General features: G+C 64.3%; 17 protein-coding genes and 1 pseudogene. 14 read left to right on the top strand and 4 right to left on the bottom strand.

What is annotated here, in order from left to right:
* The first annotated feature begins 74 nt into the window (after window positions 1-74).
* Together ACUVYZ_RS09410 and ACUVYZ_RS09405 are read left to right on the top strand one after the other, a co-directional pair.
* Entirely contained in the window at window positions 75-848 is a 774-nt protein-coding gene (locus ACUVYZ_RS09410; protein WP_439934027.1) for a DUF3047 domain-containing protein, read from the top strand.
* Between the two features lie 187 nt (window positions 849-1,035).
* Window positions 1,036-1,932, top strand: a complete 897-nt coding sequence (locus ACUVYZ_RS09405) for an ATP adenylyltransferase family protein (RefSeq protein ID WP_439934026.1) — start codon at window positions 1,036-1,038, stop codon at window positions 1,930-1,932.
* A gap of 101 nt (window positions 1,933-2,033) precedes the next feature.
* Here ACUVYZ_RS09405 and ACUVYZ_RS09400 read toward each other — a convergent pair whose 3' ends face one another.
* Window positions 2,034-2,168: a nucleoside-triphosphatase gene (locus tag ACUVYZ_RS09400; protein WP_439934025.1), complete on the bottom strand. Its 135-nt coding sequence runs from the start codon at window positions 2,166-2,168 to the stop codon at window positions 2,034-2,036.
* 381 nt (window positions 2,169-2,549) lie between these two features.
* Between ACUVYZ_RS09400 and ACUVYZ_RS09395 the strand changes: the two genes are divergently transcribed.
* Window positions 2,550-3,815: an MFS transporter gene (locus ACUVYZ_RS09395; RefSeq protein WP_439934024.1), complete on the top strand. Its 1,266-nt coding sequence runs from the start codon at window positions 2,550-2,552 to the stop codon at window positions 3,813-3,815.
* An 84-nt stretch (window positions 3,816-3,899) separates the two neighbouring features.
* On the opposite strand, the gene ACUVYZ_RS09390 is transcribed toward ACUVYZ_RS09395, so the two are convergent.
* From ACUVYZ_RS09390 to ACUVYZ_RS09380, 3 genes and pseudogenes are all read right to left on the bottom strand, one after another.
* Entirely contained in the window at window positions 3,900-6,632 is a 2,733-nt protein-coding gene (locus ACUVYZ_RS09390; protein WP_439934023.1) for a putative bifunctional diguanylate cyclase/phosphodiesterase, read from the bottom strand.
* An 89-nt stretch (window positions 6,633-6,721) separates the two neighbouring features.
* Window positions 6,722-7,900 carry an ABC transporter substrate-binding protein gene (locus ACUVYZ_RS09385; RefSeq protein WP_439934022.1) on the bottom strand — a complete coding sequence of 393 codons (1,179 nt, stop codon included), beginning with the start codon at window positions 7,898-7,900 and terminating at the stop codon, window positions 6,722-6,724.
* Between the two features lie 301 nt (window positions 7,901-8,201).
* Window positions 8,202-9,162: pseudogene (locus ACUVYZ_RS09380) on the bottom strand (transposase).
* Window positions 9,163-9,771: 609 nt separating this feature from the next.
* Here ACUVYZ_RS09380 and flhD point away from each other — a divergent pair.
* The 11 genes from flhD (at window position 9,772) to flhB (ending at window position 20,618) form a co-directional block, all read left to right on the top strand.
* The gene (flhD, locus tag ACUVYZ_RS09375; protein WP_439934021.1) at window positions 9,772-10,092 is read left to right on the top strand and encodes a flagellar transcriptional regulator FlhD; all 321 of its coding nucleotides are present in this window, start codon (window positions 9,772-9,774) and stop codon (window positions 10,090-10,092) included.
* Between the two features lie 17 nt (window positions 10,093-10,109).
* Entirely contained in the window at window positions 10,110-10,646 is a 537-nt protein-coding gene (flhC, locus tag ACUVYZ_RS09370) for a flagellar transcriptional regulator FlhC (protein WP_439934020.1), read from the top strand.
* A 191-nt stretch (window positions 10,647-10,837) separates the two neighbouring features.
* A complete protein-coding gene (motA, locus tag ACUVYZ_RS09365; protein WP_439934019.1) occupies window positions 10,838-11,698 on the top strand; it encodes a flagellar motor stator protein MotA in 861 nt (286 codons plus the stop codon).
* Between the two features lie 13 nt (window positions 11,699-11,711).
* Window positions 11,712-12,692 (top strand): flagellar motor protein MotB, encoded by a 981-nt coding sequence (motB, locus tag ACUVYZ_RS09360; RefSeq protein WP_439934018.1) that lies wholly within the window; start codon window positions 11,712-11,714, stop codon window positions 12,690-12,692.
* A gap of 41 nt (window positions 12,693-12,733) precedes the next feature.
* On the top strand, window positions 12,734-14,389 hold the full coding sequence (locus ACUVYZ_RS09355; RefSeq protein WP_439934017.1) for a methyl-accepting chemotaxis protein: 1,656 nt from the start codon (window positions 12,734-12,736) through the stop codon (window positions 14,387-14,389).
* Between the two features lie 18 nt (window positions 14,390-14,407).
* Window positions 14,408-15,373 (top strand): chemotaxis protein, encoded by a 966-nt coding sequence (locus ACUVYZ_RS09350; protein WP_439934016.1) that lies wholly within the window; start codon window positions 14,408-14,410, stop codon window positions 15,371-15,373.
* Window positions 15,374-15,392: 19 nt separating this feature from the next.
* On the top strand, window positions 15,393-16,328 hold the full coding sequence (locus ACUVYZ_RS09345) for a chemotaxis protein (RefSeq protein ID WP_439934122.1): 936 nt from the start codon (window positions 15,393-15,395) through the stop codon (window positions 16,326-16,328).
* 36 nt (window positions 16,329-16,364) lie between these two features.
* Entirely contained in the window at window positions 16,365-16,760 is a 396-nt protein-coding gene (cheY, locus tag ACUVYZ_RS09340) for a chemotaxis response regulator CheY (RefSeq protein WP_439934015.1), read from the top strand.
* A 2-nt stretch (window positions 16,761-16,762) separates the two neighbouring features.
* Window positions 16,763-17,518, top strand: a complete 756-nt coding sequence (gene cheZ, locus ACUVYZ_RS09335) for a protein phosphatase CheZ (RefSeq protein WP_439934014.1) — start codon at window positions 16,763-16,765, stop codon at window positions 17,516-17,518.
* Between the two features lie 46 nt (window positions 17,519-17,564).
* Entirely contained in the window at window positions 17,565-19,322 is a 1,758-nt protein-coding gene (locus ACUVYZ_RS09330) for a chemotaxis protein CheA (RefSeq protein ID WP_439934013.1), read from the top strand.
* 141 nt (window positions 19,323-19,463) lie between these two features.
* Window positions 19,464-20,618 carry a flagellar biosynthesis protein FlhB gene (flhB, locus tag ACUVYZ_RS09325; protein ID WP_439934012.1) on the top strand — a complete coding sequence of 385 codons (1,155 nt, stop codon included), beginning with the start codon at window positions 19,464-19,466 and terminating at the stop codon, window positions 20,616-20,618.
* Window positions 20,619-20,623 lie beyond the last annotated feature (5 nt).

The following is a 20,623-nucleotide window of genomic DNA, read 5'->3' as shown; positions in this document are numbered from 1 at the left end:
GCGCGGGGGTGGGGTGTCGGCCGGCGCGACGACCAAGTGCAGGAGATTCCCGTGGGCGAGCAAAGGTGACATTCGTGACGGCCAGGATACTCGCGTTCGTGACGATGCTGGGTGGATGGGCCTGCGCCATGGCGCAGGGCGCGGCCCACGATGTATGGCCGGTCGGCGCGTTCTCCCGGGCCGAGCCGGGGCAGGCCATGCCGGCCGGATGGGAACCCTTGACCTTCGAAAAAATCCCCAGGCATACCCGCTACGCCATCGTGATGGACGGAGAAGTACCGGTGCTGAAAGCCGTCGCGCGGGGCTCGGCCTCTGGACTGATCCGGCGCGTCCGCATTGATCCGCGGGAATATCCCGTCGTCGAGTGGCGCTGGAAGGTGGAAAACCTGATCCACGGGGCGGATCCCCGTACCAAGGAAGGGGACGACTTTCCGGCGCGGTTTTACGTCGCCTTCGCCTACGACCCGAAGAGAGCGGGACCGCTAGAGGCCATCGCCTATGAAGCGGCAAAGCTTGCCTACGGGCAATACCCGCCTTACCGGAGCTTGAATTACGTGTGGGACGCCCGGCTGCCCGCCGGTACCGGTTTCCCCAGCGCCTATACGGAGCGCAATTGGGTGATCGTCGTGGAATCCGGCGCTGCCCGGCTCGGTCAGTGGGTGCGGGTGCGGCGCAACGTGGCGGAGGACTACCGCCGGGCCTTCGGCACCGAGCCACCTCCTATCGAGGGGATCGGAGTGATGACGGACGGGGACAACACCGGCGACGCCGTCACCGCGTACTATGGGGACATCGTCTTCCACAAAGGCGCTCTCCGGGCGGGCGAGACCCCGACGGCGGTGCATTGAGCGCCGGGGCTTCGATGGATCAGGTACCGGAATCCAGGACGCCAACGGCTTCAGGAAGCCAGGCGCCGACCCTCGAGGCCGCAACGACCAAGCATAGATCTTTACCCTGACGCCGGGGAGCTGCTTAAACCCGCGGATGGGCGGCAGCTCGCCGGCAGGATCGGTCCGGGAGTCCAGGATCTCAAGCGTGGGAAACCTCTTTCCAGAAGGCTTGCGCCGGGCGATTGTCCGGCAGACGGAGCACGCCCTTCGCAGCGGCGCGCTTCAGCCGATCGTCACGGAGAAGCGCTTCGTCGAGGACGCGGGGGTGCGCTTCCTGGTGCGCGTGGTTCCCGCGCTTCAGCGCAAGGACGCGGAACGAGAGCAGCGTGCCGCCGGGGCGAAGCCGGCAAACCCGTTCCTTCCCCCCGAGCCGGACCTTCTGGTGGGAGAGGTGAGCCCTACCCACCGGGCGGTGCTAAACAAGTTCAACGTCATCGAGCACCATTTGCTCCTCGTCACCCGGGACTTTCAGCCCCAGGAGCGGCTGCTCGATCAGGCGGACTTCGACGCCCTCGCCCGGTGCATGGGCGAGCTGGACGGTCTCGGGTTCTATAACGGAGGCGAGGCGGCGGGGGCGAGCGAAGCCCACAAGCATCTGCAGATGGTTCCCTTGCCCTTGGCCGAGGAGGGACCGCCCGTCCCCGTGGCGCCCCTGATCGCCGGGGCGCGGGGCGAAGGCCCCATCCTCACCGTGCCGGACTTTCCTTTTCGGCATGCCCTCGCTCGGCTCGAGCCGACCGCGTGGGACGCGGCGGAGGTGGCCGTTCGGCTCCTCGAAGCCTATCGACGCCTGCTGGCGGCGGTGGGCATCCACGAGGTCCCGGGGAAGGAGGGCCCGCGCCAGTCCGGGCCGTACAATCTCCTCCTCACCCGGGACTGGATGCTGACCGTCCCCCGCTCGCGGGAATGCTGGGAAGGAATTTCGGTCAACGCGCTGGGCTTCGCCGGCTCGTTGTTTCTGCGTAGGCCCGAAGCCCTGGAACCCTTGAAGCGTTTAGGGCCCATGAAGCTTCTGGCCCGGGTCGGGCTGCCCCTGGCCTGATCGGGCATGGGGGCGTTCGGCGCGCGCCCACGGAGTCCGGCGGCACCACCTTGCCGCTGCTCGCCATCACCGCGGCCTGAGACGCACGGGCGATTCACCGGTCAACGGCAACCCCGCTTTTCCGCCTCGCGTAGTTCTTCCGCGTAAAAACCGCCGAGCTTCAGTCCCTGGAGGGCTTCGGCCACGCGCCGAATCACCGCGGTCTTGCCTATGCCGGCCGCCCGTCCTCGCTCCATGGCGTGCGCCCTTCGAGCGCCGGGCGGGGTCCGCAAGGCGCCCCGGCCGCTTTGCGGCGCCGTGTCCGGGCGGCTGCGACTCAGTACGCGAAGCACCGGTGAGAAGGAGCGCCCGTGGAGGATTCCATCTTTGATTCATGACCCAGCCGCCGCCCGAGAGCATGGTTCGGATTGAAACACGATCCCGGCCGGGCCGTAGCGCCTCCCGCGCGGAGAAACCCTGCTTCGGGCTATCGGGTAAAGCAGAATTGTCGCCGCCGCGGTGGTGAACACCCTGCGCCGCGAAATCCTGCACCTCGTTCAGGCTCGTTTGAACGGGGAAGCCCTTCGCGTTAGATTCGCGTTTTCGGCGCTGTCCCAGCGCCCTCTTCCCTGTTGCCGATGATCGACTCCCGGTTGACCGACGCCCGCTGGCTCCTGCTCCTGTGCTTGAGCCGCATGAGCTTTTCCTTGATCTTCACCGTCTACTCGGGGATCCTGCCCCTGGTGCGGGAAGCGTGGGGAATGTCGGCGACCCAGGCGGGCCTGATCCAGAGTGCCTGGCACGCCGGGTTCCTGGTGTCCCTGTTCGCCGCCGGGATGATCAGCGACCGCAAGGGGGCTCGCTGGACATTTCTCCACATGAGCTATGGCGCGGTGGCGAGCGCGGCGCTGTTCGCCCTGCTGGCGGACGGTTTCCTCTCGGCGCTAATCCTCTACGGGCTGGCCGGCCTGTGCTCGGGGGGCTCCTACACGCCCGGCCTTACCCTCATCAGCGAGCGCTTCGAGCCCCACCGCCGCGGCCGGGCGATGGGGTTTTATCTCGCCGCCGCGTCGCTGGGCTACGCCCTGTCCCTGTTTCTGGGCAGCTTCATAGCGCCGGCGGCCGGGTGGCGCGCCGCGCTGGCGGCGAGCGCGGCGGGCACCGTGATCGGGCTCACCCTCGGCGCCTGGGTGCTCCGGGATACCCCCAACCGGGTGAGCCGCCACGACCGGGCTCCGGTCCAGGGCAACGGCCTCATGGAGGTGTGGCGCAACCGTCCGGCGCGGCTGATCATCCTCGCCTACTCGTTCCACGCCTGGGAACTGCTGGGGCTTTGGGCCTGGCTGCCCACCTTCCTGGTGACCGCGATGGCCGCCAACGGGGGCGTGAGCCCCGGAAACGTGGGCACCGGCGTGCTGATTGCCGGGGTGTGCCACCTGCTTAGCGTGGCGGGCTCCGTGTCCGGCGGGACCCTGTCCGACCGCTACGGGCGCACCGCGGTGATCTTGCTGTTCGCCGGGACCAGCGCCGCCTGCTCCCTGATCTACGGCTGGCTCATCACCGCGCCCCTGTGGCTGCTGACGGTGGTGGCGATCGTCTACAACCTGGCAGCCATCGCCGACTCGTCGGTGTTCTCCACCGGGCTCACCGAGCTGGTCCCCCACCACTCCATCGGCGCGGCCTATTCCCTGCGCTCGGTGATCGGCTTCAGCATGGGAGCGGCCAGTCCCTGGGTCTTCGGGCTGACCCTGGATCTGGCAGGTGAACAACCGGGGGAGCCCCGCATGCTGGCCTGGGGGCTGGCCTTCTCCAGCCTGGGGGCGGCGGGACTCGCGGCCACTTATTTCACGTGGCGGCTGCGGCGCTCGGCCGAGAGCCGGCGCATGGCCGGCGGGCTGCGATGATCTTGAAGCCCGATCGCCCCGCCCTGCTACGACGCCGGACAGGGTTGCCCGAGCTGTATGAGCCGTTGGAGCTCTTGGGGACGGCTATTCTTTCAGCGCCGGTGTGTATAGCGCCTTTTCCATCCGGCGCGGCGCACGTCGTGAAATGTTCGGCAGGGGCCACCGGTAGTCGGACCGCAGCAGGCTAAGAACCGCCTCAGGCTCGCCTGGTTTCGCGAAGTAATAGCCCTGGGCCTGGTCGCAGCGGTGGGCGATGAGGAAGCGCACCTGGGCTTCCGTCTCGACGCCTTCCGCCGTGACCGCCAGGCCCAAGCTGTGGGCCAGGGAAATGATCGTCCGGGGGACGGTCGTATCTCCGCCTTCGGAGCCGATGCCCTGGAGGAAGAAGCGGTCGATCTTGAGCTCGTCGATGGGAAAACGGTGGAGGTAGCTCAAGCTGGAGTAGCCCGTGCCGAAATCGTCGATGGCCAGCTTCAAGCCAAGATCCTTGAGCGCTCCGAGAACCGAGATGAAATCCTCCGCGCCGCACATGATGAGGCTTTCCGTAATCTCGAGCTTCAAGCGTCGCGGATCGAACCCGGTCTCGTCCAGGATGCGGTGAACCGCCTGTACGAAGTCTTTCTGCCGAAACTGGCGCGCCGAGACGTTGACCGCGAGGTGGACCGGCGGAAGGCCTTCCCGGTCCCACTCGATCGCCTGGGCGCAGGCCGCCCGCAGCACCCATTCTCCGAGGGGCACGATGAAACCGTTCTGCTCCGCTACCGGAATGAAGCGCCCTGGCGAGAGCGGCCCGAGCTCGGGGTGGTTCCAGCGGACGAGGGCCTCGAGACCGGACATCCGGCCGGAACGCAGGTCCACGATGGGCTGGAAGTGCAGGACCAGCTCGTTGCGGTCGAGGGCCCGGTGCAAGGCGTCCTCCAGGGCGGCGCGCTCCAGCGCGGCCGCGCTCATCTCCGGGGTATAGAAAGCGCCCCCATTGCCTCCCGCTTCCTTCGCCTGGTACATGGCCAGGTCCGCCCGGCTGAGGAGGGTGTCGGCATCCTCTCCGTGGATCGGGTAGCAGGCGAAACCGATGCTGCATGTCAGGCGCACTTCTTTGCCTGCGATGGAAAAAGGCGAGGCGAAGGCGTCGAAAATTTTCTGTAAAACCACCTCCGCATCCCGGCGGGTCTTCAAGTCCGGCGCCAGAACCACGAATTCGTCGCCGCCGAGCCGCGCCACGGTGTCGCTCGAGCGCAGGATGAGGCGCAGCCGTGCCGCGACCTCCCGGAGAATCCTGTCGCCGAAGGAGTGGCCGTGGTTGTCGTTGGCGACCTTGAGGCGGTCCAGGTCAAGGAACGCCACCCCCAGCATATTCCCCAAACGCGCGGCGCGGGTCATCGCCTGCTGTAGACGGTCTTGGAGCAGGATCCGGTTGGGAAGCTCGGTCAGCGGGTCATGGGTGGCGAGGTACTGGATATGTTTTTGCTGTTCCTTGCGCTCGGTGATGTCGGTCACCACGCCGATGCACACGCAGGCGCCGGGCTTGGATCCGCTCACCAGGCTGAGCCGCAGCCAGCCGATGTAGGGCGTGCCGTCCTTGCGCAGGGTGAACACCTCGCCTTCCCATCGACCGGCCGGGCCGAGGTCCTCCGCCGCCTGCGGATACCCTTGCCCGTCGTTGATCACGTGCATGATCTGCTGCAGCGGTCGGCCCACGCACTCCGCCGTCCCGTAGCCGGTGATGCGGGCCAGCGCGTCGTTCGCCCGCACTATCCGCAAGCCCTCGTCCAAAAGGAAAATGCCCTCCGAGCCGCTGTCGAACACCTTGGCGGCCAGGCGAAGCTCCGCGAGGTGTTTTTCCATCTTTCTGTAGGCGACCCGCAGCCGGTTCACCATCAGGGCGAGAGCCGTACCCAGCCGGCCCACCTCGTCGTGGCCCGCGACGGGCACGGCGAAGCCGTCGAGGTTTTCCAGGGTGGCCCGTTCGGCGGCGTTGCTGAGGGCAAGGAGAGGCGCGGTGAGGCGGCGCGAGATGCGGATGGAACCCCAGACCACCCACAGCAGGATCAAAGGCCACGCCCCCAGATAGGCTACGCTCAGGGAATCGAGGGGCAGATCCGCCGCCGCCTCTGGCGCGGACACCACCACTTTGAGTTGGAGAGCAGCGTAACGGGGCGGAAACTCGAGCGCCGCGACGGCTTCGGTCCGTGTCTGGCCGGAGGGGACGGAGCCGGCCTGGGCGAGCAGGTGATCGCGGCCGGCCACGAGCCGATGGGAAACGGGGAATAGCTCCAGAACGTCGTGGGCCACGAAAATACCGTCGAGCTCCACCTCGGCCAGCAGGAAACCTTCCGTGGTTCCCGTCGCCGGGTAGATCACCGGATGGATGATGAGCAGCCTTCGCCCGCTGGAGCCATGGGGCTCCAGCTCCACGTGGGGCTTGCCTTTGGCGAGGACGGAAGGAACCCATGGGGCACCTCGATAGGAAAACGCCAGGCCGTCGGGCAGGAAAACCAAGGGTTCTCCCTGGAAGTCCAGCAGGCGGATCCGCACCGAGGTGCCAGGAGGCGCGCGGTAATCCGCAAGAAAAGGCGCCAGGTACTGCTCCCGGCCCACCGAGTCGCTCAACGCGTTGGTGACCAGGGTGGTGGAGGCGAGGCGGGCGAGATCCCGGTCGATGGCATCCAGGACGGAGGCGATCTGGGCAGCACGTATGCGGGCGTGGCTTTCCAACTGCATCTCGAAACGCTGCGCCATGAGATTCGAGATGACCAGGTAGGAGATGGCGCCGGTCAGGGCCATGACGCCCAGCGCTAGCGTCGCGGCTGCCGCCATGATGCGGTTGGCGATGCTGGCGGTAAGCCAGCTTTTTAGCCATCGCCACGGGGAAGCAAGAGGTAACCAGGATCGCGATGTCCAGACGCTCATTTCGCGTCCTGCTCAAGGGGCGCAAGCGCTCCGTCTTCCCGGTACCGGGCGATGAACAGGTCCCTGGGTTCGAGCGCTTCGTGACGGACGGGGGAGAAGGGCTGGGCATAGCGCTTGATGAGGCCGTCGTAGTCGCGCACCGCCTCCAGCGCCGCCCGCACCTTTGGGCGGTCGGTGGATCCGGCAAGATCGATGGCGCGGGCGAGGATGTGGGTAAGGTCGTAGGCATGGGCGAGCCCCACGGGAGACAGAACGCTCTCGGGGCTGCGCAGCCCGTAGCGGCTCTCCAGGGCAGCGAGGACGCGCGTCGCCCGGGGGCTGCGGTTGCCGACCAAGGAAAAGGTCTGAACGACGGAAAAGTCCACCCGATGCAGGGCCTCCCCGGCCAGCGCGGCAAGATCGCCGCCGGTCACGCCCCAGTGGGCCAGAATGGGGCGCTGCTCCGTCTTGGGAAGTTGGGCGACTTCCTTGATCAACTGGGCGCCTTCGCCTTCGTTGGCAACGAGCACGATCGCCTCGGCGCCCGCCTGTGCCAGACTCCGGTACTTGGGCGCGAGGGGCTTTTCGTCCCAGTTGAACCAATGGATGCCGACGCTGTGAATGCGAGCGCTTTCGGAAAGATAGGTCTCGATGGCGCCCTGGTTGCTCCTGCCCCAACTCGTGTTGGGAAGGAGGAAACCTACGCGCCGGAAGCCGCGGTTCTCGGCATGCCCGAGGAGGCTGGCGATCGCCCAGCGGTCCCGAAGGGAGAGGCGGAACACGTAGTTGGGGTCATAGCCGTTGTCGATGATTTTGTCGGCGGCCGCCCAGGGATTTAGCACGATGAGCTTGTGTTCGTGGATCAAGGGTAGCACCTCCAGGACCGTCGGGCTGAACTTGCCGCAGAACACGGCGACCAGGTCCGGCACCTTCAGGAGGTCCAGGAGATTGGCGCGGGCACGGGCCGGGATGGAGCGGTTGTCCCGTACCAGCAGCTTCAATGGCCGGCCGCCGAGGACGCCGCCCGCCGCGTTGATCTCCTCGATGGCGATCTCGATGCCCTGCTGGATGGCCTGGGCGGAGGTGCTGGTCCTGTGGCCGAATTCCGCGTCCAGGCCGATGAATACGGGAGGTTGCCCCGTAGCCAGGGACAGATGAGGGAAAAGGAAAGCGAAGCACAGGCCACTCAAGGTCATCCACCTTCGGACACCACCCATACCGCCTCCTATTGAAGTCTGGGGTCTTGCCCACCGCTGCGATTTAACCTCTGGGCAGACGGGTGAACATGCTTCGAGGAAACCGCTTACGCGGAGAAAGCACAAATCGCGCCACTCGTTCTTTGCTCGATCGGTAAAGCCTAACAGGGTGTTGATAAATGCCCGTAACATCAAGTCGCGTGTCTCTCGACGCGTCCCGGACTGCCGGATCGGTGCCGGCAGGGGCGTTGTTTTGTTCCTTCATGGTAATCCCGTTACCTTTTTGGCTTTTCGGGCGGACTCATCCCGTCGCGGCCGTATGCAATCGCGCCATTCTCAGCAGGTGGTAGGCTGCCCCGACCAGGTAGGCGGCCATCCGGGTCTTGGCCTGCCCGATGAAGCGGGTCTTTCGCCATCCCCCGATGGGCTTTATCCAGCCGAAGATCTCCTCGATGCGTTTGCGCTGACCGATGGCGTAACCGCTGTGCCGGGTAGTGCGAGCATCGAGGCCCGGGGTGGCGCGGCCCACGATGCGGGCGACGTGCGGGGCAATGCCTCGGCCGCGCAGCCGCTTCACGAACGCCTTGGTGTGATAGCCCTTGTCGGCGCCGAGCGTGCGCAGGCGGCTTCGGGCCTGGCGCCGTCGGTCCACCAGCGCTGTTCCCGCTTGGGGTTCGGCGAGGGTTGCCTCGGTAATCGCGATGTTCACAAGCAGCCCGTGGCGGTTTTCCATGAGCGCGTGCGCCCCGTCGGCCAGTTTCGCCGGCTGGCCGCTGCCCTTCCGCATGAGCTTGGCCTCGGGATCGGTCGTGGATTCGTGGGTCGAGTTGCTGCGTCGCTCGCCGCGGAAGTCGACCATGCCACTGCCGTCGTCCCCGTCCCGGGGCGGCGTGCCCTCCTTTCTTTTGAAGTTCTTGCACGAGTCCCAGGCCTCGATCATCTTGCCGTCCACGGTGAAGTGCTCATAAGCGCGCGCGGTTTAAGGAGAAGGCCGAAGGGTCGAAGGCTCGTGTCTCGAGCTCCATGTCGGGAAACCAGCGAAACAGCCCATTGTAGTCGAGCCTCCCGCAGAAGAGCCGCTCGGATCGGACCGAGGAGAGCGCAATCAGCAGGCTTGCCTGCAAGCAGCCGCTCGGGCGCGATCGAGGGCCTCCCCCCTCGGCCTACATCGCGTCAAAGGCCGCGCTCATCGAGGCGAGGGCTGCATCGGCTTGGCGCTTGATCGCCCGCAGCGGATGCTCGGTCGGAATGCGCTCTTCGATCGAGACAACCTGCTAATGCCGACACGGGGCGACCTAACCGATGGGTGAAGGAGACTGCGTTCGGGCTTGGAACGACAGACGAGAGCATGCAGGGGCACGGTGGCTGACGAAAACGGAGACAGGAAATGTCGAGATCCGGACGGTGCGAAAAGCGACGCTTCTTGGGCTCGCCCCTGACCGTGGGGGCAGCTTTCGTGGGTCTGCGTTCCCGGCCTTGACGAGCTTGATGCCAGGAAGAGGGGCTACGGCCGGTTGGCAGCGGTCTCGAGTTGAGGCATGGGTCAAGATCGCTGCGGCCCGCCAGGCCTGTACCCGCGAAGCCTGGGTCTTGCGCTAAAGATTATCGATCTTTCGCCGTAAACCCGGTGGACGCGGCCGCCGAAAATCGTCGGATCCGACGCGTGATCATGGCCTTGCTTGCGCCGCCAGCGCGAAGCGTGGGACGCGCGCGTCCTGCGTTTGTCAGAAAAATTCCTATCCGTTGTGCCGGCACGATTCGTACGCGAGATACCGTCGCCTTCCGATTGGCCCATTGCGGGTTTTTTCGCAAAGTGTGGCCGTCGGTCCGCCCGTGCGGGCTGAAAATGACCACATGAAGGGAGGCAAACCATGGACCAGAATCGATGGATAGAGGAGATTCGCGAGCTCAACCTTGCTTATTTGCTGCTTGCCCAGCAGATGGTCCGGCAAGATCGGGCAGCGGCTTTGTTGCGTCTGGGCATCGGCGAGGAGATGGCCGATATCCTCGCCGCGCTAACGCCTGGACAAATCAGCAAGATGGCAGGCTCTAACCTGTTGCTGTGCCGTTTCCGCTTCGACGACAGCCTGATTCTCGATATGCTTTCCAGCTACACCAGGGACCGCATGCTGGGGGCTTCCCATGCCGCAATCCTGCTTTCCGGCCAACCGGCGCCGACGGTGACTGCCTGAGCTTGGAGTGAAAAGCGATGAAAGGCAAGAGCATCGTATCCGACGCGGCCGAGGTGCAACTGGCGGTGGAGCTGATCCGTCTCGGCGCGCGCATGCAGCTTCTGGAGGCGGAAACCTGCTTAAGCCGCGAGCGGCTGCTCAAGCTTTACAAGGAAGTGACGGGCACTTCCCCGCCAAAGGGTATGCTGCCCTATTCTACCGATTGGTTCATGGCCTGGCTACCCAACGTCCACGCTTCCCTGTTCGCCAATATCTACCGTTATCTGGTGCACAACGCCCACCTCGAGGGCATTCGGGCCATCATGACGGCCTACCGTCTGTATCTGGAGCACGTACAAGCCTACGGGCTTACCCGGGAGCTATCTCTCACCCGGGCCTGGACCCTGGTGCGCTTCATGCTTGCGGATTTGCTCACCACCACCCCGTGCAAGCGCTGCGGCGGCCATTTCGTGGTCCATACCCACGAGCTCTATGACCGCTATGTGTGCGGGCTGTGTTTTGTTCCGTCCAGAGCCGGCAAGACCCGTCGCGCAGCCGAGGCTGCGGCGGCCTGAATCCCTTAAACCACCTTTGACCCTGCTCGTTCCTGGCTGATTGTCCCGGCGGGGAGCAAAGTTTGGCGGAAAAAAAAGACCGGTAACCGGTCGCTATTTTCCTGATCGCCATCAGCCTTCTCTTGCTACGCTGCGATTGCGCTAAAACCAAACCCCTGCGCGCGGCCGATCGGCCGCCATTGGAAAAACCCATGCTGGTGATCCTCGGCTACATCGTAGTAATGGCATCGGTCTTCGGAGGCTACGCCCTGGCAGGCGGCCACCTGGGCGCCATGTTTCAGCCGATCGAGCTGCTCATCATCGGTGGGGCGGCGCTGGGTGCCTTTGTCGTGGGCAACTCGGGCAAGGTGATCAAAGCAACGCTCAAGGCGCTGCCCGAGGCGCTCAAGGGGGCGAAGTACGACAAGGCGGTGTACATGGAGCTCATGGGCTTGTTGTACGAAGTGCTGGCCAAAGTGCGCAAAGAAGGGTTGATGTCCATCGAGAACGACGTCGACAACCCGAGGCAGAGTGCGCTATTCGCCAAGTATCCCAAGATCCTCGCCGATCAGCATGTGCTGGAGTTTCTCTCTGACTACCTGCGGCTGATGGTGGGCGGCAATCTGAATGCCGTGGAGCTGGAAAGCCTTATGGACAGCGAGATCGAGACCCACCACCACGAGGGCGAGATCCCACCGCGCGCCGTGCAGAGGGTCGCAGACGGCTTGCCGGCATTCGGCATCGTCGCGGCGGTGATGGGCGTGGTGCACACCATGGGTTCAGTGGGGCTACCGCCTTCGGAGCTCGGGGTGCTGATCGCCAAGGCGCTGGTCGGCACCTTCCTCGGCGTCTTGCTCGCTTATGGCTTCGTCGGGCCTCTGGCCGGCGTGTTGGAGCAGCGGGCCCAGGAATCCAGCAAGCTCCTGCAGTGCGTCAAGGTGACGTTGCTCGCCAGCCTGAACGGGTACGCGCCGGCGCTGGCGGTGGAGTTCGGGCGCAAGGTCCTCTACTCGACGGAGCGGCCGTCGTTCTACGAGCTGGAAGAGCACGTCAAACAGGTCAAAACGCGCTGAGAAAGGCGGTCCCATGGCGGGAGAAGCGGAGCGGACCTTCATCATCAAACGCCCGAAGAGGGTGGTGCATGGCCATCACGGCGGTCAGTGGAAGATCGCATATGCGGATTTCGTCACCGCCATGATGGCGTTTTTTTTGCTAATGTGGCTGCTCGGCTCCACGACCAAAGGCGATCTTGAGGGCATCGCTGAGTACTTCCGAACGCCGCTAAAAGTGGCGCTCATGGGAGGATCCGGCAGCGGCGACAGCTCCAGCGTGATCAAGGGAGGAGGCCAGGATCTCACCCGTTCTGTGGGACAGGTCAAGCGAGGAGATCTCCCCAGCGAGAAGCGAATCATCAACCTCCAGGCCGCCGAGGCCGAGCTGGCGCGCGCCGAGCTGGAGCGGTTAAAGGCCCTTAAGGCAAAAATCGAGCGGGCTATCGAGGCGAGCTCGCTGCTCAAACAATTCCGAAGCCAGATCCGTCTCGATCTCACGGACGAAGGCCTGCGTATACATATCGTGGACGAGCACAACCGCCCCATGTTCGACCTCGGCAGCGCACGGCTGAAACCATACACCCGTGAGATCCTGCACGAAATCGGTCGAGTCTTAAACGAAGTAGACAATCGGGTGAGTATCTCCGGGCATACCGACAACAAGCCTTACGCGCTAGGCGAGCGCGGCTACAGCAACTGGGAACTTTCCGCCGACCGGGCCAACGCCTCGCGCCGCGAGCTCATCGCCGGTGGCATGCGCGATGACAAGGTATTCCGAGTGGTGGGCGTGGCCGATTCGATCCCCCTGGATAAGTCTGACCCGTCGAATCCGGCCAATCGGCGCATCAGCATCGTTGTCCTGAACAAAAAGACCGAAATCTCGCTGCTCGAGGAGCGGGCTGCGATCGGAGTGGGCCAGGGAGAGGCCGCAGCCCAGCTATTGCCGGAAAAGGGCGGAGGGGCGGAAGCTGGGCCTAAAGAAACGACTCCGGCGGCCGATAAACAGATCATGTAATTGGAAGGCCAAGCACGGTCAAGACAGAAGGGGGGAAGCTGATGAAATGGATCAACGATGCACCGCTGCGTATGAAATTGTTCGTACCACTAGCGCTGATCATTGTTATGCTGGCGGCCTTGAGCGCCGTGGGCGTCACACGGCTTGCGCTGCTCAACGGCAAGGTCAAGGATCTGTCCGAGGTGTATATCGTCGCCCTGGATAAGCTAGTGCAGGCGGACCGGGATCTGCAGCAAGCGTTGGTGGCAGAGCGCAGCTTGCTGTCGGTGGAAACCGACAGCGAATTTTTCGCTAAGTTCGAAAAAGATTACCGCGACAACATAGCCCAAGCCCGGGACCGGGTGCAGCAATACACCAAACTGATCGGTGACGAAAAGGCCAACCAGGCACAGCAAAAGTTCGAAGCGTTGCTGGAGGCGTGGAACAAGACGTCCATGGCCACCCTGGAGATGGTACGCAAGGCTGATTATGCTAACCGCTTCGCGGCGATGACTACTTCGGTGTACAAGGGAACCGCAGAATTCGATGAGATGCGCAAAGTGCTGGACGACGAGGAAGGCCGGCTTGAAGCTACAGTGGCAAACCACCGCCAGCAAGCTCGGGAGGCTTACCATTCCGCGCGCCATGCGCTCATCGCAACAGCGATCGCAGGCCTGGTGGTCTGCGTGCTGGTGACGGTTTTCTTGCCCATGGGTATCGTGCGGCCGGTGCGCGCCATCAGCCAGGTGATGGCCGAGCTCGCCGATGGCCACGGGGACCTTACCAGGCGTATGCCTGCGGGGCGCAAGGACGAGATCGGGCGGCTCGCTCAGGATTTCAACCGCTTCATGGATAACCTGCACGAAATCGTGCAACAGGTGCACGCAAGCTCCGAGCAGGTTTCCAGCGCCGCGACCCAGCTCTCAGTCTCCTCGTCCCAGGTAGCGAGCGGCTCGCAGAACCAGAGTGAGGCCGCTTCCGCCACCGCCGCGGCGGTCGAGCAGATCACCGTGAGCATCTCGGCAGTGGCGCAAAGCGCCGAGGAAGTGCACCAGATGTCCCGTGACGGTCTGGAGCGAACCCGCAAGAGCAACGAAGGGCTGAGCCAGCTCCTGGGCGAAGTTAGTCGCGTGGAAGCGGCGGTCAAAGCCATTGCCGCGGCTGTCGAACAGTTCGTGCGCAGCACCCAGGCCATCACCGGCATGACAAAGCAGGTGAAAGATATCGCGGAACAGACTAATCTTCTGGCGCTCAACGCTGCCATCGAGGCGGCCAGGGCAGGCGAGCAAGGAAGGGGTTTTGCCGTGGTGGCCGACGAAGTGAGAAAGCTGGCGGAAAAATCCGGACAGGCGGCAAACGAGATCGATGGCGTCACCCAGATTTTGGGCGAGCAGTCAGCGCACGTGGAGAAGAGTATTGCCCAGGGTTTGGCCTCTCTCGCCTCCAGCCAGGAACACGTGGAGCGGGTGGTGGCGTTGCTCGCTGAGGCCAACCAGGCGGTGGAGCGAGCGAGCCAGGGGGTGAACGACATCACTACCTCGGTCAAGGAACAGACCGCGGCAAGCAACGACATCGCGCGCAACGTGGAGAGCATCGCTCAGATGGCGGAGCAGAACAGCGCCGCGGTACGCGAAACCTCCGAGGCTGCCCAGCACCTGGAGAATCTGGCAGCGACGCTGAAGTCCTTGGTTTCCCGTTTCCGCATCGCTGCGGCCTGAGGCGTTGGGGAGGGAGCCGTGTCGGAGCTGCTGCGAAGCGTTGATGCCCGCACTCGCCTGGCGGGTACCAATCAGCTGGAGATTCTGCTGTTCACGCTGGGGCAGGACGTCGCCACCGGCCGGCGGGAAACCTTTGGCATCAACGTGTTCAAAGTGCGGGAGGTGATGCGGGCACCGCAGATCACCCGCGCCCCCGAGATGCCCGAGGGGATTGAGGGCATGGTGAGCCAGCGGGGACAGCTCGTTCCGGTGATCGATCTCGCCCATTTCGCCGGCATCGTCCACGAGATGCCTCCTCGGATCCTGGTGGTGACGGAGTATAACGCCCACGTGCAGGGATTCTTGGTGGAGGGGGTGGATCGCATTCTGCGTCTGGACTGGGGCGCCGTGAAGGCGCCGCCGGAAATGCTTATTTCCCGTCACGGAGGGCTGGTGACCGCGGTGATCGAGCTCGGCGGCGGACGGCTGGTAATGATGCTGGACGTGGAGCGCATTCTGTCCGAAACCACCCGCTACGACGAGGGACACTTGTATCAGGGTATCGAGCCGGTGGATTTGTCCGGTTGCACCGTGCTTTTCGCCGACGATTCCTCGGTTGCGCGCAGGCAGATCGAACGCACGCTGGATACCATGGGCGTGCGAGGACTTGGCGCGGTGAACGGGCGCAAGGCATGGGAAGAGCTGAACCGGCTCGCCGAAGCCGCCGAGGCGACGGGGCAGAGGCTTGCCGACACACTGCACGCGGTGGTCACCGATATCGAGATGCCGGAGATGGACGGATTCATCCTCACCCGAAAGATCAAAAGCGATCCACGTTTCGCCGGCATCCCGGTGATCATGCATTCATCTCTATCGGGTAGCTCTAATCGGCAATTGGGTAGCTCGATGGGCGCTGACGACTACGTGTTCAAGTTTGAGCCGCGCCTGCTGGCGCAGGCACTGGTGCGGCTGCTGAAGCGGCGGTCGCTCCAGGCACACGCTTGAGGGGGTGGCGATGAACTCGATGCAGCACTCTCAGGATTCCGCGTCCGCTGGCGCGGTTATAAACCGTGCGCGATCGGCCGGCTACAACCGGATGGAGATATTGCTCTTCACCCTGGGCAGCGGCGAGATCTTCGGCATCAACGTGTTCAAGGTGAGGGAAGTCAGCAAAGCACCGAAGATCACCCCCACTCCTTACGCCCCGCGGGGCGTAGAGGGAGTCATCTCCCTGCGAGGCCACGTCATCCCGGTGATCGACCTAGCCGCCTTCGTCGCGCCCAGAGTAGGAGCACCAAAGGGCGCGACCATGCTGGTAACGGAGTTCAGCCGCCATACCCAAGGATTCCTGGTGGAGGCGGTCGATCGCATTGTGCGGGTGGACTGGGACCAGGTGAAGCAGCCAGAGGACATCGTGGCGGTGGAGGGAAACTTTATCACCGCTCTTACTCGGCTTCCCGACGGGCGGTTGGTGTCTATCCTGGACGTGGAGCAGGTGCTGGCAGTCGCCCTCGGCGAGCCTACGGTGCCAGAGCTTGCGCCGCTTGCCGCACCCATGGAAGGGATGCTCTTCTTTGCCGACGATTCTGGCACTGCCCGGCGGATGATCGTACAAGTGCTCGAACGTCTCGGCGCGCGCTATCAACAGGCCAGGAACGGAGCGGAAGCCTATGCCCGCCTGAAAGCCATGGCCGACCAAGCCGAGCGGCAGGGGGTGCCACTCAAGCGCGAGTTAAAGCTCGTGCTTACCGATGCCGAAATGCCAGAAATGGATGGCTACGCCCTCACCCGCCAGTTGCGGGCCGACACGCGTTTCGACGGTGTCCCGGTGATCATGCACTCGTCACTGTCTTCATCGGCCAACCGGGCCCTGGGGCAAAGCGTGGGTGTAGACGCTTACGTAAGCAAATTCGACCCCACGGTGTTGGCGGACACCTTGCGACCATATCTCTCCCGTTGAGAGCTGCTCGACCGATCATTAACTGGAGCAAAGGCGATGAGCGACCCGAACACAAAATTCCTGGTGGTGGACGACTTTTCCACCATGCGCCGCATCGTCAAGAACCTGCTCAAGGAGCTTGGGTTCAACAACGTGGAGGAGGCCGAAGACGGTGCCGAAGCTCTCGCCAAATTGCGCGCTGGCGGCTTCGGTTTCGTCATCTCCGACTGGAATATGCCCAACATGGACGGCCTGACCCTGCTCAAGGAGGTGCGTGCCGACAGCCGGCTAAAGGATCTGCCCGTCCTCATGGTAACCGCCGAGGCGACCAAAGACAATATCATCGCTGCAGCCCAGGCAGGCGCGAGTGGCTACGTGGTCAAACCTTTCACTGCCGCCACTCTGGGAGAGAAGCTGGAGAAGATTTTTAAGAAAATGGAACAGGCGGCTTGATCATGAATGCTATCGACGCAGGCGCCACGGGCGCCGAGGATCTGGAGGCGCTGTTTGACGCTGTGGCCGAGCAGCGCAGGCACAATGCTTCTGCCCCGGTAGCCCAAGGCAAGGAGCCGGCGGCCCATGATGCCCAATCCTGTCCGGCGGGGGAGGTGATGAGCCGGTTGGGGCAGCTCACGCGGGCGTTTCACGATGCGCTGCGACAGTTGGGCTACGACCGTCTGCTGGAGCAGGCTGCCCAGACCATCCCAGACGCGCGGGACCGGCTGAACTACGTTGCTGCCATGACCGAACAGGCGGCGGAAAGAGTGCTGAACGCCATCGAAGCGGCCAAACCTATCCAGGAGCGGCTGGGCAGACAGGCCGAGGACTTGGCCACGCGCTGGGACGCCCTGTACGAGGGACGGCTTGACGTGGAGGGCTTCAAGCGGCTCGCGGCCGAGACCCGCGCGTACCTGAAAGAGGCCACTGTGGACGCGTACGCCACGGGGGAAAAACTGTTGGAGATCATGATGGCCCAGGACTTCCAGGACCTTACTGGCCAGGTGATCAAACGCATCGTGGAGTTGGCGCGTAACCTGGAGAGCCAGCTCGTGCAACTGCTGCTGGATATTTCCCAAGGAGAGATCAAGCCGGCCGCGCCGCTTGGAGCCGATCGCCTGCTCAATGGGCCGGTCGTCAATCCCGGCGGGCGCGATGACGTGATGACCAGCCAAGACCAGGTGGACGAGCTGTTGGAGAGCCTGGGATTCTGAGTCTACCACGACGAACGGGAGAGAGGCGATGAGCGGATTCTCTGGCATGGAGGACATGCTGCAGGAGTTCCTGCAGGAGGCAACCGAACTCCTCAATGAGGTTGATCTGAAGCTGGTGGATTTGGAGCGGCGACCCGACGACCGGGGGCTGCTCAACGAAATCTTCCGCGGTTTTCACACCATCAAGGGCGGAGCGGGTTTTTTGAACCTGACGGCGCTGGTGGAGTTGTGCCACCGCACTGAAAATCTATTCGATAAGCTGCGCAGTGGTACCCTCGCCCTCACTCCGGAAATGCTGGATGCGATTCTCTGGGCCACGGCGTCGGTGCGCGCCATGTTCGACGAGCTGACCCAGGGCCGGCCGCCGGCCGAGCCGGAGGCGGCACTGCTCTCGGCACTGGAGAGCGCTGCCGAAGGCGATTCACGCCCTCGCGAGCCGTTGCCCGGCCCTCGTGAAGACATCGACTGGGCGGCGTTGCACAAGGCGGTGGCCGAGGACGCAGTTCCCACAGGCGCGGCGCCCGATCAGGCGGCAGATGGGCAGGCGCCCGGCCGAGCAGCGCGCAACGACGCCGAACGGATGCCGTCCGCCAAGGACACGAGCATCCGGGTCGATACCGACCGGCTCGACTACGTGCTTACCCTGTCTGGGGAGATCGGGCTCACCAAGAACCGCTTGACGGCGCTGCGCAATGATCTCCTCAAGGGGCGCGTCGATGCGCACACCCTGAAGGCGCTCGACGAGGCGGTGAACCAGTTGGATCTGATGGTGGGCAATTTGCAGAACGCGGTGATGAAGACCCGCATGCAGCCCATCGGCCGGCTGTTCCGCAAATATCCCCGTGTTGCCCGGGACCTGGCGCGCCAGCTCGGCAAACAGTGCGAGCTCATTCTTTGCGGCGAGGATACAGAGATCGACAAGACCATGATCGAGGATCTGAACGATCCGCTGGTACACTTAGTGCGTAACGCCGTGGACCACGGGGTGGAGCCACCCGAGGAGCGGGTGCGACTTGGCAAGCCGGCGAAGAGCGAAATCCGGTTAGAGGCACGACAGGAGGGCGACCACATCCTTATTGCCGTTTCCGATGACGGCCGGGGCATGCGTCCAGAGGTGATCCGCACCAAGGCAGTGGCAAAGGGCCTGATTTCTGCGGAGGAGGCGGACGCGCTGGATGAACGCCAGGCCTTGAACCTGATCTTTCTTCCCGGCTTCTCTACCAAGGATCAGGCCTCGGACGTCTCGGGTCGCGGCGTGGGCATGGATGTGGTGAAGACCAACATCGAGAAGCTCAATGGTGCAATCAGCATCGAGTCCGAGCCCGGCAAGGGCTCCTGCTTTACCATCCGCCTTCCCCTCACGCTCGCGATTCTGCCCGTACTGGTGGTGCGCCTCGGCGGACAGCCGTTTGCCCTGCCCCTATCCCTGGTGCAGGAGATCCTGACGGTAGCTCCAGGGGACGTACAACGGGTGGGGGGCCGCCCCACCATGGTCATACGTGGAGAGGTATTGCCGGTGCTGTCGCTCGCTGACCTCCTCCAGTGGCCAGAAGGCCGCGCGGGCGAGGTGGGCGTGGTCATTCACTTGGGAGGACGGCAGTTCGTGCTTACGGTGAATGGCTTTGCCGGACGCGATGACGTGGTAATCAAGTCGCTCGATTCGTTCCGGCCCAAAGGGGTCGCCGGCGCCACTCTGTCCAGCGAAGGGGAGGTGGTGCTGATCCTGGATCTGTCTCAGCTCCTTGCCGGTCGAGAAGGGCTGGTTGCCAGCCGCGCCCCCGTGCCGATGTCCCTCGCCGCCTGAAGACGGCGGTCCTACCCGGCGCCGCGCATCGCCGAATTGACGCCCGATCCCAGGCCTATTCTGCGTATGGAGGTTTTTGCCTTCTCGCCATAATCGTCGGCACCAGGGGCGTTCGAGCTTCGCCCCGTCACTGCATACATCATGGCCGACGAGAACGATCTCGAACGTACAGAACCGGCCTCGCCAAGGCGCCGCGAGGAGGCCCGCAACCAAGGGCAGGTGCCCCAGTCGCGGGAACTGGCCAGCCTGGCGATGGTGGGTGGCGTAGGCGCACTGCTGTGGCTCGCGGGCGCCTCATTGGTCTCTCGCGTCGGCGCCACCCTGGCCCACGGTCTTACCGTGGAACGGGAGCTCGCCTTCGACGCACACCTGCTGCTGCCGCGCCTTGCCCGTTTGACGGTCGAGGCGCTGGTGGCACTGCTGCCCATTGCAGGGGCAGCGCTTGTCTGCGCTCTGGTGGCGCCCATCGCGCTGCGCGGCTGGATCCTGAGCGCCAAGGCCCTTACTCCGGATTGGAACCGCTTGGATCCCGTTAAGGGTCTGAGCCGCATGTTTTCCCTGAGCAGCCTCGTGGAGCTCGCGATGTCGGTGGCCAAAGCGCTGCTGGTGGGTGGGGCTGGCGCTTGGGCCCTGTGGAGCCAGCGCGATACCCTGGTCGGCCTTGCTTTCCAGAGGCCGGGCGCTGCTTTTTCGAGCCTTGCCGCGGTGCTCGCTCTCAGCTTTTTCTGCCTGGTAGGAGCGATTGCCCTGGTGGCCCTGGTGGACGTGCCCTTTCAGCTTTGGAACTACGGTCGCCGGTTGCGGATGAGCCGCGAGGAGGTAAAGCGCGAGCACAAGGAGACCGAAGGGGATCCCCAGATCAAAGCGCAGGTGCGCGCTCGCCAGCGGGAGGCGGCGCGCCGTCGGATGATGGCGGAAGTCCCGAAGGCGGATGTGGTGGTGGTGAACCCCACCCATTACGCCGCGGCGCTTGCCTACCAGGAAGGTCGCATGCGGGCGCCGCGGGTGGTGGCCAAGGGCGCGGGGCTGCTCGCCGCGCGCATCCGTGAGGTGGCGCAGGCGCATCAAGTGCCAGTGCTTTCGGCTCCGGCGCTCGCCCGTGCCCTGTACTATCATGCGGAGCTGGGCGAGGAGATTCCCGAGGCCCTCTATACCGCCGTAGCTGAGGTACTGGCCTACGTGTATCAGCTGCGGCATGCCCGCGTCTACGGTCGGGCGTTGCCACCTTTCGGAGAAGTGCCGATCCCCCCGGGAATGGACCCTCACGCCGAGGATCCTGAGCGGAAGAGCGGGTAAAAGCC

This window comes from Pelomicrobium sp. P1, assembly GCF_052805615.1.
This window is presented reverse-complemented; position numbering and strand designations above follow the sequence as displayed.